Annotated in this window: 15 protein-coding genes; 6 read left to right on the forward strand and 9 right to left on the reverse strand. The window is 40.9% G+C overall.

The window, feature by feature from the left end:
• Positions 1 to 152: 152 nt before the first annotated feature.
• The gene (locus A9479_RS15605) at positions 153 to 743 is read left to right on the forward strand and encodes an ATP-binding cassette domain-containing protein (RefSeq protein ID WP_064663942.1); all 591 of its coding nucleotides are present in this window, start codon (positions 153 to 155) and stop codon (positions 741 to 743) included.
• The gene (locus tag A9479_RS15610; protein ID WP_064663943.1) at positions 740 to 1,852 is read left to right on the forward strand and encodes a DUF6136 family protein; all 1,113 of its coding nucleotides are present in this window, start codon (positions 740 to 742) and stop codon (positions 1,850 to 1,852) included. Before A9479_RS15605 ends, A9479_RS15610 begins: the two co-directional genes overlap by 4 nt.
• Here the strand turns inward: A9479_RS15610 and fadE are convergent, their stop codons facing one another.
• Positions 1,853 to 4,315: an acyl-CoA dehydrogenase FadE gene (gene fadE / locus A9479_RS15615; RefSeq protein WP_013464564.1), complete on the reverse strand. Its 2,463-nt coding sequence runs from the start codon at positions 4,313 to 4,315 to the stop codon at positions 1,853 to 1,855.
• Between the two features lie 308 nt (positions 4,316 to 4,623).
• On the opposite strand from fadE, the gene A9479_RS15620 reads away from it, so the two are divergent.
• Positions 4,624 to 5,388 (forward strand): class II glutamine amidotransferase, encoded by a 765-nt coding sequence (locus A9479_RS15620; RefSeq protein ID WP_013464565.1) that lies wholly within the window; start codon positions 4,624 to 4,626, stop codon positions 5,386 to 5,388.
• A gap of 116 nt (positions 5,389 to 5,504) precedes the next feature.
• Here A9479_RS15620 and A9479_RS15625 read toward each other — a convergent pair whose 3' ends face one another.
• From A9479_RS15625 to cmoA, 5 genes are all read right to left on the reverse strand, one after another.
• Positions 5,505 to 6,308 carry a DUF3108 domain-containing protein gene (locus A9479_RS15625; protein ID WP_016899471.1) on the reverse strand — a complete coding sequence of 268 codons (804 nt, stop codon included), beginning with the start codon at positions 6,306 to 6,308 and terminating at the stop codon, positions 5,505 to 5,507.
• On the reverse strand, positions 6,253 to 6,900 hold the full coding sequence (purN, locus tag A9479_RS15630) for a phosphoribosylglycinamide formyltransferase (protein ID WP_016899472.1): 648 nt from the start codon (positions 6,898 to 6,900) through the stop codon (positions 6,253 to 6,255). Before purN ends, A9479_RS15625 begins: the two co-directional genes overlap by 56 nt.
• Positions 6,900 to 7,952: a phosphoribosylformylglycinamidine cyclo-ligase gene (gene purM / locus A9479_RS15635; protein WP_064663944.1), complete on the reverse strand. Its 1,053-nt coding sequence runs from the start codon at positions 7,950 to 7,952 to the stop codon at positions 6,900 to 6,902. Before purM ends, purN begins: the two co-directional genes overlap by 1 nt.
• 196 nt (positions 7,953 to 8,148) lie before the next feature.
• On the reverse strand, positions 8,149 to 9,117 hold the full coding sequence (cmoB, locus tag A9479_RS15640) for a tRNA 5-methoxyuridine(34)/uridine 5-oxyacetic acid(34) synthase CmoB (protein WP_024600781.1): 969 nt from the start codon (positions 9,115 to 9,117) through the stop codon (positions 8,149 to 8,151).
• Between the two features lie 15 nt (positions 9,118 to 9,132).
• The gene (gene cmoA / locus A9479_RS15645; RefSeq protein WP_016899475.1) at positions 9,133 to 9,858 is read right to left on the reverse strand and encodes a carboxy-S-adenosyl-L-methionine synthase CmoA; all 726 of its coding nucleotides are present in this window, start codon (positions 9,856 to 9,858) and stop codon (positions 9,133 to 9,135) included.
• A gap of 116 nt (positions 9,859 to 9,974) precedes the next feature.
• On the opposite strand from cmoA, the gene A9479_RS15650 reads away from it, so the two are divergent.
• A complete protein-coding gene (locus tag A9479_RS15650; RefSeq protein ID WP_008111638.1) occupies positions 9,975 to 10,658 on the forward strand; it encodes a DUF3334 family protein in 684 nt (227 codons plus the stop codon).
• Between the two features lie 236 nt (positions 10,659 to 10,894).
• Here A9479_RS15650 and A9479_RS15655 read toward each other — a convergent pair whose 3' ends face one another.
• Both A9479_RS15655 and A9479_RS15660 read right to left on the reverse strand, forming a co-directional pair.
• The gene (locus A9479_RS15655) at positions 10,895 to 11,392 is read right to left on the reverse strand and encodes a M48 family metallopeptidase (protein ID WP_016899476.1); all 498 of its coding nucleotides are present in this window, start codon (positions 11,390 to 11,392) and stop codon (positions 10,895 to 10,897) included.
• Between the two features lie 27 nt (positions 11,393 to 11,419).
• The gene (locus A9479_RS15660; RefSeq protein ID WP_013464571.1) at positions 11,420 to 12,268 is read right to left on the reverse strand and encodes a DUF72 domain-containing protein; all 849 of its coding nucleotides are present in this window, start codon (positions 12,266 to 12,268) and stop codon (positions 11,420 to 11,422) included.
• A 237-nt stretch (positions 12,269 to 12,505) separates the two neighbouring features.
• Between A9479_RS15660 and aspS the strand changes: the two genes are divergently transcribed.
• Both aspS and A9479_RS15670 read left to right on the forward strand, forming a co-directional pair.
• Positions 12,506 to 14,284 (forward strand): aspartate--tRNA ligase, encoded by a 1,779-nt coding sequence (aspS, locus tag A9479_RS15665; protein ID WP_013464572.1) that lies wholly within the window; start codon positions 12,506 to 12,508, stop codon positions 14,282 to 14,284.
• Positions 14,285 to 14,373: 89 nt separating this feature from the next.
• Positions 14,374 to 14,973, forward strand: coding sequence for a pentapeptide repeat-containing protein (locus A9479_RS15670; RefSeq protein ID WP_064663945.1), 600 nt, complete (start codon positions 14,374 to 14,376; stop codon positions 14,971 to 14,973).
• A 35-nt stretch (positions 14,974 to 15,008) separates the two neighbouring features.
• Here the strand turns inward: A9479_RS15670 and A9479_RS15675 are convergent, their stop codons facing one another.
• A complete protein-coding gene (locus A9479_RS15675; RefSeq protein WP_008111621.1) occupies positions 15,009 to 15,332 on the reverse strand; it encodes a hypothetical protein in 324 nt (107 codons plus the stop codon).
• Between the last annotated feature and the right edge of the window lie 102 nt (positions 15,333 to 15,434).

Here is a 15,434-nt window from a genome sequence, read left to right on the forward strand (position 1 = left end):
CTTGGATTATAATTATGGACTTTTAGTGTTAACCGAAGGTTTTTTAAACGCAAGTAATTAGCCTATTCGAACTGCAATAAAGTGTTACAAACCATGTAGCTCACGAAAATAGAAAACCAGTTATAATTCACTTTCAAAATCAGGGAGTATTTATGATAGAAGTCATTGGGTTACATAAACAGTTTGCTGAAAACGTATTGTACAGTGGTTATAGTGTGCAGTTTTGTGCACCTAAAATATGCATTGAAGCGCCTAATGGCCAAGGTAAAACAACGTTGTTGATGATGTTGGCAGAGCTCGAAACGCGCCAAAGTGGGCAGATTTTATTTTCTAAAAAAGCATTAACCGAACCGCATAAACAAGTTTCTATAGCCTCAGACTGTATTGCTTTACCTGACTTTCTCACGGCAAAGCAAATTATTAACTTGTCCGTGAATACGCTGGGTTGTGATTGGCCAACGACAATAATAGATGGGTTTAATTTCAATGAATTTTTAAATACTCGTTTTGATGCGTTGTCGTCAGGTAATCAAAAGAAATGCCAGTTAATTTTAGCGCTTATGCGTGATGCACCTTATTTACTTCTAGACGAACCCAGCGCAGCACTTGATCAAGCCAGTATTCAGTATTTATTAGTACTGCTTGATGAATATCTAATAGATAAGCCAAATGGGCAAATAGTCATCACCTGCCATGAACCAGCGCCATTTATTGAGCGTGGCTTTGAGTGTATACCGTTATGATTGCAAATTTAAAACAATCAATCGGGCAATATCGCTCTTTTATGGATTATCGTTATCAGGCTTACAAAACTGAACTCACGCAATTATTGTTACAACTAAAAAGCTTTGGGTTGTTATTTTTAGTGGTGTTAGGCTCGTCAGTGTTGGGTTTGATATTGCTACTTTTTTTAGGCCTTGGAAAAATTATAGACAGCAGCGCAGCACCCCAATACGGTGCACAAATGGCTTTATTTTATTTGTTACTACAAAGTGTGATGCTCAGCGCAATGAAGTCAGCAATTAAAAATAGTAAGCAGCGGTTATTTCAGCAAACTATTGCACGATCAGTTTGGTTATATTTAGTCGATATTAAACTATTAACGCTCAGTAATGCATGGCTTATAGCCAGTGTATTAATTGCGCTAGATTTAACGCTATCACAATGGGTTAAAGTACCGCACTTTGTTGTATTTATGTTGTTGCAATTTAGCTTGGGCGTTTTGTGTTTATACAAACCCAGCGCACTGATATATGGCTTTATATTTAGCACGATATTAGTGTGTGTTCCTATTTATATGCAACCGCTCACCTATCATATAGGCTTTGCTTTACTGTTTACGCTGAGTCTTTTTGTTCCCGTGGTTAGTGTTAACGGGCGAATTGCAGTAAGTTCATTATTGGGCTTTTGGTTTTGTTATTTATTAAACCATTGTTGGACACTTGTTTGGCGCGTGTCGTTACTTTTATGTGTATTCATGGCATCAGCTGCGCTAATAAACGAACGTGCTGATTTAGTACCTATACTTGTGATATTAGCCATGGCTTTTATTGTACTCTTTAGTAGTTCATTGCAATTTGATTGCGGTAGGGTGTATGAGCAGTATCGATTATTTTTTAAAACATGCGAGCAAGAACGCGCCTTTTATATTAGCCAGTTTTTACCTAGCATATTGCTGTTTTTATTAGCCACAATAAGTTATAGCGTTATTTTTGGTTACACTCATATTGTATTATTTGTCATTGGAAATATGTGGTGTGTATTACAGGTTTACCTTGCACAAAAAAAACCAGCGCATTATGCGCTGGTTTGGCTAATTTCAACAGGGTTGCTGCTAGCTTTACTAAACTAGTTAAGCGGCATCTGCCTTTTTAGATTTAGCTTTGCTATTACGCGCTGCTTTGCCGGCAAGTAAATCTGCAGGGTCAAAGTCGTCAACGTTAATAACGTCTAAGCGAGCTTGTTCAACAGCTGCTAACTTATCAGCTTCAGCTTGGCTTAAAATGCCGGCTTCTAAGCCCATTTGCGCCACTTTATCAAGTTGGAAGAATGGCAATTTAACGCCTTTCTCTTTACATACGCGTTCAAATAAAGGCTCTACCTCTAGCACGTCTTTAAGCGTTTGCTCTTGACGACCTACAAGGTTAAGCGGCTCGTTTGTAAGGTATACATAACTTGCTAAACGATTACGCGTTTCGCTAGGCACTTGCAGTAATTGCGCTAGTTTATGCTCAAGTTTGTCGGTAGGTTTACGAACCGGGCGACCAAACGGGAATAACAATACTTTTAATACGCCACGAAGTGGTGCAGATGGCATATTGTTGATTAAATCAGCAAGCGCACGTTGACAGTGGTAAAGGTGATCCTGACAGCTCCACTGAACCAGTGCAAAATCTTCTTTTTTACGGCCTTCGTCGTTATAACGTTTAAGCGTTGCAGACACTAAGTAAAGGTAGCTTAATAAGTCACCTAAGCGTGCTGAAATACGTTCTTTACGTTTAAGTGAACCACCAAATACTGCCATACTAATATCAGACATAAGTGCAAGCGATGCACTAAAGCGTGAAGCTATACGATAAAACTCTGCCGTTTCGTCTTTGTACGGCACACTAGTAAAGCGAGCGCCAGTAAGTGCAAGCCACTTAGTGCGTACTAGGTTAGACATGGTAAAGCCAATGTGGCCCATTAGCGCTTTATCAAATACGTTAAGCGCTTCTTCGCGGTCTTCAATTTCACACGCACCTAGCTCGGTAAGTACAAATGGATGACAACGAATAGCACCTTGACCATAAATAATCATATTACGGGTCAAGATGTTTGCACCTTCAACGGTAATGGCAATAGGTGCACCTTGATAGCCACGACCTAAATAGTTATTTGGCCCAAGCATGATCCCTTTACCGCCTAGCACGTCCATTGCATGAATGGTGGCATCGCGCATTTGCTCGGTAAGGTGGTATTTAATAATAGCCGAAATCACAGATGGTTTTTCGCCTAAATCAACCGCGCCAGTAGACATACTTACTGCAGCGTCTGAGCTGTAAGCATAACCGGCAAGCTTCGCCATTGACTCTTCAACCCCTTCCATTTTACCAATTGGCAAGCGGAATTGACGACGAATACGGCTATAAGCACCGGTTGCTACAGCAATCATTTTAATGCCACCGGCTGAATTTGACGGCAACGTAATTGCACGACCAACCGATAAACATTCAACGAGCATACGCCAGCCTTGACCAGCCATTTCTGGGCCACCAATAATGTAATCAAGTGGTACAAAAATATCTTTACCGCGAGTAGGGCCATTTTGGAACGGCACATTAAGCGGGAAGTGACGACGACCGATTTCTACCCCAGGGGTATCTGTTGGGATAAGTGCACAGGTAATACCAGGCTCTTTAACGTCACTTAATAATCCATCTGGATCTTGTAATTTAAATGCTAGACCAAGAACCGTAGCTACAGGTGCAAGTGTAATGTAACGCTTGTTCCATGTAAGGCTTACACCGACTACTTCTTCGCCATTCCATTGCCCTTTACATACTACACCGTAGTCTGGAATTGAGCTTGCATCAGAACCTGCCTCTGGCGAAGTAAGAGCAAAACATGGAATTTCTTGACCGCTTGCTAAACGCGGTAAGTAATGATTTTTTTGATCTTCAGTACCGTAGTGCTGTAATAACTCACCCGGGCCTAACGAGTTAGGTACACCAACAATTGACGAAAGCAATGTTGATTTACTGGTTAGTTTTTGCAGTACACACGATTGTGCAAATGCAGAGAATTCTAAGCCGCCGTATTCCTTTTTAATGATCATGGCAAAGAATTTGTTATCTTTTAGATATTGCCATACATCCTGAGGTAAATCAGTTAGCTCATGCGTAGCTTCCCAATCGTCCAGCATACTACATACAACTTCAACAGGGCCGTCGATAAATGCCTGCTCTTCAATAGTAAGTTTTGGAACTGGATACTGATGAAGCTTTTTCCAATCTGGGTTACCACAAAATAAATCAGCTTCCCACCAAGTTGTACCGGCATCAATAGCTGACTTTTCGGTGTCAGACATGCTCGGTGTAACTTTTTTGAAGACCTTGAAAATAGGCTTGATAATATATTGCTGACGAATGCCAGTAACAGAAAGAGGCACTGCGATGATTAAAAAGATCACCCAGCTAATTAAACCAAAAGCACCAGCAAAGGTACCAATTAATAATGTTGCGGCAGAAACACCAAGTGCTGTGTTCCAACTCGCTCTGTGGTAAAGCGCAATGCTGAGCAGTGCGATTAAACCGAGTGTAAATATGAGTGTCATTGCTAATTCCTTAATAGAGGTCAGACCACCTCGTTTAGAGTAGCGCTAGTAACGCTAAGTTTCAAGTACATTACTTAGATTAAAGTGTAGTTATCGGTACGATTATTACAATGCGTTGTATGTTATACGAACAGTTTAACTGTAATGGTTTATTTTGGCTTATCATAAAAAATATAAGCATTAAAAAAATCAATTAATCTAGTAGTAATATAAGTTTAATTAAGTAAATATACTTATGATGATCAGTGTACGCTTATTAAAAATAGAACGATATTCTATGTTTAGCTTTTTAAAGGTTTATTTATTTTATGTGTGAATTACTTGGCATGTCAGCCAATGTGCCAACGGATATTTGTTTTAGTTTTTCAGGGTTGTTGGAGCGCGGTGGCAATACAGGGCCGCATAAAGATGGCTGGGGCATTACTTTTTATGAAGGCAAAGGTTGTAGAACCTTTAAAGATCCCGAGCCAAGTTACCAGTCAGAAATAGCTAAATTAGTTAAAGCTTATCCGATTAAAAGCGTATCGGTGATAAGTCATATTCGTCAAGGCAACCGCGGGCGAGTGTGTCTTGAAAACACCCATCCGTTTACTCGTGAGTTGTGGGGGCGTGAAATAACCTATGCTCATAACGGGCAGCTTTCAAATTATCATGATTTAAAACCTGAATATTATCGACCTGTGGGTAATACCGATAGCGAGTTGGCATTTTGCTGGTTGCTTGACAAAATTCGTGAAAAGTACCCGCAGCGACCAAGTAATATGGCGTCGGTTTTTAGATATGCGGCTAAGCTTTCGCATACGCTACGTGAAAAAGGCGTGTTTAATATGTTATTGACCGATGGTGTATTTGTTTTAGCGTATTGTACTAATAATTTACATTATATAACGCGCCGTGCACCGTTTGGTAAAGCAACACTTATTGATGCTGATATGGTGGTCGACTTTCAACAAGAAACCACACCAAACGATGTGGTAACGGTTATAGCAACAAGGCCGCTAACCAACGATGAACGCTGGCAAAAAATGCAGCCAGGAGAGTTTGCGTTATTTAAAATGGGTGAATTAATGTAGGTTGGTAGAGTAAAACGAAACCCAACTTAAAGTTTCAAATCTAAGTATTAAAATGAAAAGCCCAAGTTATGGTTATCACACTTGGGCTTTTCGTATTGCATCTTGTAAGTAATTTATTAGGGGGTTATTTCGTTCTTAACTTGTGCAGGTAAAGCCGGTGGATTGATCACGGTAAACGATTTCATCTGCACTTCAAACTGTTCCACACCTTTTTCACCTTTCCACATGCGCACTAGCATATAATCCATTTCTGGGGCAAACCATGCTAAGGCTTGGCGTTTGTCATTGTCGTATAAACGTTTTACTTTAATGGCTTCTACGTTACCAATCGGTAAGGAAATCATTTCGGTTTCTACCACTTCAAAGTCGTAGTCACGGCAATTACCTTTTTTATCAACCAGTGGAAACGAGAAACTAGTTTTTCCTTTTTTAAGTCCTTCTCGAACTTGCACTTGATAAGAAATACCATCTTGGAAGTTATCATGCCATTGGCATTTTAACGGGTAGTCGCTGGTGTTACTGGTGACAGTTTGTGTTTGACGATCAAAGTTAATTTCATACTTTTTGTCAGGCCCAGTCCCCGTGCGGATCATAGAGTACTGAATAGGCTCTACTTTATCGTTAGCAAAGCTAAAAGTTGATGACTCTTGACGTGAGTCAGAGAAAATCATCCATTCAATATCGCTATGGTAAGTGACTTGGTAGTTATTATTATCGAGTTTTTTAAGTGTCCGCTCGGCTGTACCATGATTTGCGCCTTTGCGCAAAATATCGTAGCTGGCTTGATACTGGGTTAACTCACCTGCAATCAGGCTGGTAGGAAGTAATAAAGTGCCCGCACATAATAGCCAGGCACTTAATTTTTTATTTTGGGTAGTGCGCGCCGTGTGCAGGAAGTTGTTTTTCGTCAAGAACTGCATAATCTGCTTCCATCGTAAGTCGTTGTTCACTGAACCACTTGACCACCAAAGGATAAATTATGTGCTCTTGCGCATGCACACGCTTAGCGAGCGTGTCTGCTGTATCGTCTGCTAATACAGGCACTTTGGCTTGAAGAATAACGGGTCCGCCGTCTAATTCTTCAGTTACAAAGTGAACACTAACGCCGTGAACGTCGTCTTTTGCATCAATTGCTCTTTGGTGGGTATTCAGCCCCTGGTACTTAGGCAACAAAGATGGATGAATGTTCAACATTTTTCCAACATATTTTTGCACTAAGTTAGGAGTTAGAATACGCATAAACCCAGCTAATACAACTAGATTTGGTTCAAAAGAGTCAATTATATGCATTAACTGGGCATCGTACGCTTCGCGTGAGTCAAACTCTTTATGACTCAGCACGTGTGTGGCAATACCTGCATTTTTTGCACGCTCTAACCCATAAGCGTCTGCTTTGTTACTAATAACAGCCGCTATATGGGCGTTTATCTCGCCGCTTTCACAGGCGTCTATAATGGCTTGTAAATTTGAGCCACTGCCTGAGATCAAAACTACTAGACGAGTGGGTGCCATTACGCAGCACCACCTACAATTTCAACTTGCTCTTCGCCAACAACGGCATCTTGGATTTCACCAAGGTGCCATGCGTTCTCGCCAAGATCTTTTAAGATATTTAAGCTATTTTCAAGCTCATCCGCAGGTACAACTAACACCATGCCTACACCACAGTTAAATGTGCGGTACATTTCGTGTGTTGTAATGTTGCCGTTTTCTTGCAACCAGCTAAACACACTTGGCCACTGCCAGCTATCACCTTTAACAACCGCTTTAGCAGATTCAGGTAATACGCGTGGGATATTTTCCCAAAAACCGCCACCAGTAATATGCGAAAGGGCATGCACGTCTACTTGCTTGAACAACTCAAGTAATGGTTTAACGTAAATACGTGTTGGTTCTAAAAGGTGCTCACCTAAGGTTTTGCCATCAATCACTTGATTAGTATCAGCGTTAGAGACTTCTAAAACTTTACGAATTAAAGAGAAACCATTTGAGTGAGGACCGCTAGAAGCAAGGGCAATAAGTTGATCGCCTGCAGCTACTTTAGTGCCATCAATAATTTTTGATTTTTCTACCACACCGGTACAAAAGCCTGCCATGTCGTAGTCTTCACCATCATACATACCTGGCATTTCAGCTGTTTCGCCACCGATTAGGGCACAACCTGAAATTTCACAACCTTTACCAATACCGGTTACTACGTCGGCTGCTGTGTCTACATCTAGTTTACCCGTTGCATAGTAATCTAGAAAAAACAGGGGTTCAGCGCCTTGTACTATTAAATCATTTACACACATCGCAACTAAGTCGATACCTACAGTATCGTGCTTTTTAAGGTCAATTGCTAAGCGTAACTTAGTGCCAACACCGTCAGTGCCTGCTACAAGTACGGGTTGCTTATAACCTTCAGGAATTTCGCAAAGTGCGCCAAAACCACCAATTCCGCCCATCACTTCAGGACGACGAGTTTTTTTAACTACGCCTTTAATACGCTCAACAAGTGCATTACCAGCGTCGATATCTACGCCCGCGTCTTTATAGCTTAGAGACTGTTTTTGTTCGCTCACAGGTTTTCCTCAAAATAGTTGTTTTGATGCTTACTTAGAAACGCGCGTATTTTACAACAATTGCAAGGGCGCGGCTAGTTGAAATCTGGATTTGATTTTAAAGACAAGGACACTTGTCCGCTAGTTGCTGTATTAGTAAACAAAAAAAGCGCCCAATGGCGCTTTTTAATATGGAAATAAAAATTAATACTATAAATTAGGCTTTAGCTGTAAGTATCGCTCTAAGTGGTGCAGGGTAGCCTTCAATGGTTTTACTGGTGTCAGCGGGGTCTAAAAAGTCAACTAAAGATTCGTTTTCCATCCAGTCAGTTTTACGCTGCTCGTCGAGCGTTGTAATAGCACAATCTTTAATTTGCACATCTTTAAAGCCAACACGTTCCATCCACAATTTTAATGCCGCAGTGCTTGGAATAAACCATACATTACGCATTTTCGCGTAGCGGTCGGTCGGTACTAATACGGTGTTTTCATCGCCTTCAATAACTAATGTTTCAAGCACCAGCTCACCACCTGGGCGAAGCTGTGCTTTTAATTGCGCTAAAAAGTCGATAGGGGAACGACGATGATAAAGCACCCCCATTGAAAATACTGTATCAAACGCTTTGAGCTCTGGCAGGGCTTCTACACCTAATGGTAACAAATGCACGTTTTCATCTGGGTTAAAGTGTTTAATTGCCTGAAACTGGCACAAAAATAAGTCAGATGGATCAATACCCACCACAAATTGAGCACCTTCACCGCGCATACGCCATAGGTGATACCCTGAGCCACAACCAATATCTAATACAGTACGGCCTTTTAATGGCTCAATATGCGGTAGCAGTCGATCCCATTTCCAGTCGCTGCGCCATTCGGTATTTATTTCAATACCGTGAACGTTAAACGGGCCTTTACGCCAAGGCATCATCCGCTTTAATAAATGCGTGGTTTGCTTTTTTTCGCCTTCAGACATTTCACCAGGCGCACCTATTGCTACTTTGCTGACAATATCAACTTGGTTTGTTGATACCTCGGGTAAGTTTTTCAGCACTTTTTGCCATTGTGGCAAATCGCCATGACTTGCCTCTTGTTGCCAATGCTTTAATTGCGCAGGCAAGGTTTCTAGCCAGTGGCTAAGTGGGCTTTGTGCAATCGCAGCGTAAAATTGGTTAAACCATGCAGACATGTGTCACTCTCTAAATTATTTAATTGCTACCATTGAGCAAAAATTAAAACATTGATACCACACTTGCGTTTGGCTAAAACCAATGTCGCTTAAACGTTGTGTATGTGTACTAAGTGTATCGGGGCGCATTACGTTTTCAATGGCAGTACGCTTTTGGCTTATTTCAAGCTCAGAGTAGCCATTATGGCGTTTAAAGTCGTGGTGCAAGTCAATCAGTAAGTTATCGCATTGCTCGTTTTCGGCTTTAATTTTTTCACTTAATAACAAAACGCCACCGGGCTTTAAATTAGCGTATATTTTTTCAAGTACCGCTTTGCGCTGCGCAGGTGGTATAAATTGCAGGGTAAAATTCATTGCCACAACCGATGCGTTTTGAATATCAAGCTCGTTAATATCACCTAAAGTAACCGTTACAGGAACGTCTGATCTAAATCCTTGTAAATGGACCTTACAACGTTCAACCATGGCTTGTGAGTTATCTACGGCGATAATTTGGCAGCTATCGGTTTTAATATTACGACGCATACTTAAGGTTACTGCCCCTAATGAGCAGCCCAAGTCGTACAGGTTAGAATTAGGCTGAGCATACTCACCCGCTAATTTTCCCATAGTACTTACAATAGTGGCATAACCGGGTACCGAGCGTTGGATCATGTCGGGAAATACTTCAACCACGTTTTGATCAAAACTAAAGTCTTTTACTTGTTGCTCAGAGGCATAAATACTGTCTTTTATACTCACGAAGGCAGTCTCTTTGAAAATAATAGTGCTATTTTAACATTTTATGCTGGATAGTCAGTGATAAATTCAGTAGCTTGACTAGAATTATGAAGAATAAGTATAAAAGAGATTATTAAATGAGCAAAAGTAAGGTTATTAGTACCGACGATATATTAGCAACATTATGCCACTCAGTAACGGGTGTACTTTCATCAGCCAGCGGCAACGAGATCAGCTATTCAGCCATGGTACAAAAAATAACGCGTACTTGTATGCGACCAGACATAGGCTGTTTTGTTTTATTTGACGGGGGCTTTACCGGCTTAGTTGTTACCAACTTTACAGCGCAAGCGGCCATGGAAATTTACGGCGATTATATGCGTAACATGGGTATGCCAGAAGACGAAATCGCACACAGCCACTTATCTGATGACGTTTCAAACGTGATGGGTGAGTTGATGAACCAAATAGTGGGCGACTTCACGTCAAAAGTGCGTGAACAGCTGCATACCTCTATTACCCAAAATCAGCCAAAAATGATGGCTATTAATAAACAAGTGCAAATATCGGTTGATACCACTATGGATCGTCCGCAAGCACGTCGCGTAACGTTTACGACTCGCAACCAAAATATCTTCTATTTAGAATTAGCGATGGATAAAACAGAGTTTATTAAACTTCACGACTTTGACATTGTAGAAGCGATAGACCCAGACGATATTATCGAAAATGAGGCTAAGCAAAAAGCGGATAAAGAAAAAGCGAAACAGCCAAAGCAAGATGATAGCGATGACGACTTTATGGCCGAATTAGGGCTTTAACGTTTTTACGTAGGCTGGGTCAAGTGAAACGAAACCCAACGAGCTAGCTGTCAGTTTGTAGCTATCAGTAAATTATAAAAAACGCGATTTAGTATCGCGTTTTTTGTTAACGAGGGCTTTCATTATGAACTTGTGTGTCATTGAATTTTGGCTGACCGCTGACCGCTGACCGCTGACCGCTGACCGCTGACCGCTGACCGCTGACCGCTGACCGCTGACCGCTGACCGCTGACCGCTCAATTATACGGATTCTCACCCATAGCAATAGCCACACAAAAAATCCGTAAATCTAGCTCTAGCTGATGGTACTGTGGCTCCATATGGCAGCACAGTTTATAAAAGCCTTTATTGTGGTCTTTTTCTTTAAAATGCGCGAGTTCGTGCACCACTAATGCTTTTAATAATGGCTCTGGCGCGCGCAGTAAATCGCTGTTTATTGCTAAATCGTGCTTGCGGGTTTTACCTTGCATACGGTACGTGTGGGTACCGAGTGCATTGGTAACCATATCACCTTGTTTTTTAAACGCAGCGCGTCCAAATGGCGGGGCGTTTTTTAAATACTGCTTTTTAAGCTCAGTGGCGTAGCTATACAGTAACTTATCACTGGTAATACGATGCGCCTGCGGGTATTTTTTAAGTAAATACTCACTTACTTTTCCTGCTTTTATTAGGCTTAATACTTGCTCAACGATATTGGCAGGGTAGCCGGTAAAGTAACGTGCGTATTCACTCATTATTGTCTCTGTATTTTGAATTTATTTTTAAAAAAGTGCTTGCTGGTGGGCTTCTTTTTCGCCACTAAATGGATTGAGTACATTGTGATTATACCCCAAATCTTGGCAAAACTGACGAGCCAGCAGCGGCGCTTCGCGGTTATCAGCGGTATGAAAAAACACATAAGGACTTTTGCCCTCATCAAGCCACTGAGTTACTTTGCTAAGCCAAGGCTGATAAAAGGTCTTATAATCGTTTTCTAAATCAGCAATAACAAAACGTGCCATAGGCTGCGAGCCCGTAGCAATAGCGTGAACTGGTAAATGCGGTTTTTTCTGTTGTGCGTCTATTAGCGCTTCGGTGGTTGGCTTTACTGCAAAGAGCGCCCGAGTATCCATAGCAATACGGTTTATATTATTTGCCATTAAAAGCTGATTAAGTGCGATTTCGGCCTCACCTTTTTTAAAAAAATCAGGGTGGCGTACCTCAACCCCATAGTTTAGCTCTTTAGGAAGTAACTCAATAAAAGCGGCAAGCTTAGCTAAATGTTGTGGCGCAAACGCCTTAGGTAATTGCAGCATTATTTGCCCTGTTTTTTCAAATAGAGGGGCGAATAAATTAAGCCAATTAGTTAGCTCATGTTGCACGTTAGTAAGTTGGAGTTCGTGACTAAAGCGCCGATGAAATTTAAAGGTAAATTTAAACTCATCAGGTACACTGGCAGCCCATCGTAATACAGTGTCAGGCGAGGGATCGGCGTAAAAGCTAGTATTACCTTCTACCGAATTAAAATGCTGCGCATATTCGCTAAGCATATCGGCATTTTTACACTGGCGTGAAAATAAATTTCCTTTCCATGCGCTGCTCGACCACTGCGGGCATCCAATATATAGCATACAAACAAAAGCCTTGATATAAAGTGCCGGTAGTGTAACAAATAACAAAACAGTGCGCTGTAAATTCCACCTCGAAAGGTAAACACGCCCTAGCATCTTCAACCTACTTGGGTATAATGCAGGGCTTAATTTGATTATTTTGAATTGCTAGCGGCTTTATTTTCATTTTGGTGTTTATAAAAACTTTTAAAACAACAGTGTTTAACCGCTATATGCCTTTTATCTGACAGGAAAACTATGCGCTCTATATACTGCGGACAGCTAAATAAAACTCACGTAGATCAGGAAGTTGAACTATGTGGCTGGATCAACAAACGACGTGACCTTGGTGGACTTATCTTTGTCGATTTACGCGATAGAGAAGGTTTAGTACAAGTTGTATTCGATCCGGAAGTTGAAGGATTAATGGAAACAGCTAACAAACTTCGTCAGGAATTTTGTGTTCAGTTAAAAGGGATTGTACGCGCTCGCCCAGACAGCCAAGTAAATAAAGACATGGCTACCGGCGAAGTAGAAATTTTAGGCACGGGTTTAACGATTATTAACCGCTCTGAGCCTATGCCACTTGATTTTAACCAAGTGAACTCAGAAGAGCGTCGTTTAAAATATCGTTACTTAGATTTACGTCGTTTAGAAATGAGCGACCGTATTAAATTACGTGCTAAGGCAAGCAGCTTTGTACGTCGCTTTTTAGATGAAAATGGCTTTTTAGATATCGAAACGCCAGTACTAACTAAAGCAACGCCAGAAGGTGCGCGTGATTACCTAGTACCAAGTCGTGTACACAAAGGTAGCTTTTACGCATTACCGCAGTCGCCACAGTTATTTAAGCAATTGTTGATGATGTCGGGTTTTGACCGTTACTACCAAATTGTTAAATGTTTCCGTGACGAAGACTTACGTGCTGACCGTCAACCTGAATTTACTCAAATAGATTTAGAAACCTCGTTCATGAGCTCTGATCAAGTACGTGGTATGACAGAGAAAATGATCCGCGAAATGTGGCAGTCATTACTAAATGTTGATTTAGGTGATTTCCCAATTATGCCTTACTCTGAGGCAATGAGCCTATATGGTTCTGATAAGCCAGACTTACGTAACCCAATGAAGCTTATTGATGTAGCCGATTTAGTAAAAGACGTAGAATTTAAAGTATTCTCGGGTCCAGCAAATGATGAAAAAGGCCGTGTTGCAGTGCTAACTGTTCCAGGTGGTGCATCACTTTCTCGTAAGCAACTAGATGACTACACTAAGTTTATCGGTATTTACGGTGCTAAAGGTTTAGCATGGATGAAAGTAAATGACCGCGATGCAGGCGTTGAGGGCGTGCAATCGCCAATCGCTAAATTCTTAAATGAAGATGTGATCACGCAGTTACTTGAACGTACTAATGCACAAACAGGCGATATCATTTTATTTGGTGCGGATAAACGCAACACCGTAAATGAAGCCATGGGCGCACTTCGTTTAAAAATTGGTATTGATTTAGAAATAACTAACCTAGATAGCTGGGCACCACTTTGGGTTGTTGACTTCCCAATGTTTGAAGAAGATGACGAAGGCACATTACACGCTGTACACCATCCATTTACTGCACCAAAAGATATTAGTGCCAGTGAGCTTGAAGCAAACCCAGCAGCGGCTATTTCAGATGCTTACGATATGGTATTAAACGGCTACGAAGTGGGCGGTGGCTCGGTACGTATTCACAATGCAGATATGCAAGAAGCGGCATTTAGAATTTTAGGTATTGAAGCGCAAGAGCAGCAAGATAAATTTGGTTTCTTACTTGATGCACTTAAATACGGCACACCGCCGCATGCAGGTTTAGCGTTCGGTTTAGACCGTTTAGTTATGTTGTTATGTGGTACTGATAACATTCGTGACGTTATTGCTTTCCCTAAAACCACACAAGCATCGTGTTTATTAACCGATGCACCAAGCAAAGCTAACAGCGATTCGCTGACAGAGCTTGCAATTAGTGTAGTTGAGAAAGAATTACCAAGCGCAGAATAAAGCTAGCTTTTAGTTAGATCAAAACCCCTTAGGCTAAATACCTAAGGGGTTTTTTGTTCGGCATAACCCAATTTAGGTGCTTTATTTTTATGAGCGAGTTATTTAAAGATAGTCATTATTTTGATCAGTCATTTTCAAACTTTACAGCAAATGCAAAGCGCTTTAGCGATATTGAGTTTGAACAATGTCAGTTTATTGATTGCGATTTTAGTCACAGCCAGTTTAGTGCCTGTCGGTTTATAGAGTGTGAATTTATTAACTGTAATTTGACTGAACTTAATTGGAATTACAGCTCCTTAGAAGAGGTGAGCTTTGCAAATTGTAAGCTCAATAGCATAGTGTGGGGGCAAGTAAATTGGCCGCAATTAGCGCTAACGTCACCGGTGAGTTTTAAACAGTGTGAGCTGAGCCATAGTTCGTTTTTTGAATTACAGTTAAAAGCCTTAACAATGACGAACTGTTTTGCCAAAGATGTTGATTTTAGACACGCTAACTTAGCTCAAAGCAACTTCTCGGATACTGACTTTAGAGACAGCCTGTTTCATCAAACTAATGTGAGAAAAGCAAATTTTGTTGGCGCTTCGCAATTTAATATTGATATAACAAGCAATGATGTGAGTAATGCAAAGTTTGAACGGTTTGAAGCGTTAAATTTATTAGCTGGACTTGATATCGAGCTGGTTGATTAGCCGCAAGAGCTTACGGCTAATACGTATATTTACTATTAGCAAGCAGGGCCATTTTTGTTACGTGCACTAGCAAGTGCGCGGGCTATGCTCAGTAGCTCAGGCGAAATATCATCAGCGCCATCTTTAATCAGTTTAGTTACATCTCCTGATGAATATAAGCTATCACGCGGTGATTTAATCCCAAGCTCTCTGACAAAGTCTTTGGTTTTACCAGTACTGCCGGTTTCAATAAACTTAAAAATAATACGTTCGTTGTTACTTTTCGGCTCGGCTTGTAACACTTTAATTTCTTCTTGGTAGGCTTCAATTCTGCTTTGTAGAATATCGATGCGCTGTTCAATGCTGCTGTATGATTTCATGAATGGATTCTTTTGCAATAATAGTAAAACAATAATCGCTATTATCGCATAAATTAGTAAAGGAGCGTGCTAACCTTTATAATAAAAATTAATACTAGTTAA

It is taken from the genome of Pseudoalteromonas sp. MQS005 (assembly GCF_001661605.1).
Lineage (GTDB): Bacteria > Pseudomonadota > Gammaproteobacteria > Enterobacterales > Alteromonadaceae > Pseudoalteromonas > Pseudoalteromonas tetraodonis.